We start from the raw sequence: 662 nt of genomic DNA, 5'->3' as shown, positions 1-662 counted from the left end.
GGTCGGGCGCGGCGCGGGCGGCGTCGGGCGCGGTTGCGGCGCCGGCGGCGTAGGCTCCGGTTCCGGCGGAGTCGGCTCGGGCGGCGTTTCGACCGGCGCGGTCTCGCCGTCCTCCAGAGAAGGTTCTTCCTGCGGATTGTCGGCCGGAGCGGCGGCGATCTCGATGTCCGAGACGATCGACACCGGCACGGAGTTCACCAACGGCCTCGGCTCGTCCTTCGACGACCACGACACGAAGGCGAGCGCCACCACCCCCGCGTGCAGGGCGATGGATCCGAGGATGGCGGGGCTGGGGCGGCGCAAGGTCCGTCAGCCCTCCGTCGGCTCGTCGGCGGCGGTGTCGGTGATCAGGTTCAGCTTGGTGAAGCCCGAGGCCGACAGGCGCGCCATCACGCGCGCCACGGCCTGATAGGGGGCGCGGCCGTCGGCGCGGATGAAGATAGCCTTGTCGCGCGCCTTCTCGCCGCCCTCTTCAGCCACGCGCAGGGCCAGCTGTTCCCAGCGGACTTCGCCCTCGCTGATGAAGATGGCGCCGTTCTGGTCGATCGAAACCGTGACCGGCTTGTCGGTCGTCTCGACCGCGCTGGCCTCGGTCTTGGGCAGCTCGACCGGGACGCCGACCGTCAACAGCGGCGCCGAGATCATGAAGATGATCAGCAGCA

At 70.7% G+C, this 662-nt stretch carries 1 protein-coding gene and 1 pseudogene; both read right to left on the bottom strand.

Features of this window, described 5'->3' with window-relative positions:
- Positions 1 to 303 (bottom strand): annotated as a pseudogene (locus B2Y21_RS07515) (energy transducer TonB); the annotation flags it as partial.
- A gap of 6 nt (positions 304 to 309) precedes the next feature.
- Positions 310 to 662, bottom strand: a 353-nt coding sequence (locus tag B2Y21_RS07510) for an ExbD/TolR family protein (RefSeq protein ID WP_292058553.1), incomplete at its 5' end; no start/stop codon positions are given.

Origin of the sequence: Brevundimonas sp. UBA5936 (assembly GCA_002430835.1) — a bacterium.
GTDB lineage: Bacteria > Pseudomonadota > Alphaproteobacteria > Caulobacterales > Caulobacteraceae > Brevundimonas.
Note: the sequence above shows the minus strand (reverse complement) of the source record. Positions and strands in the feature narration are given on the sequence as shown.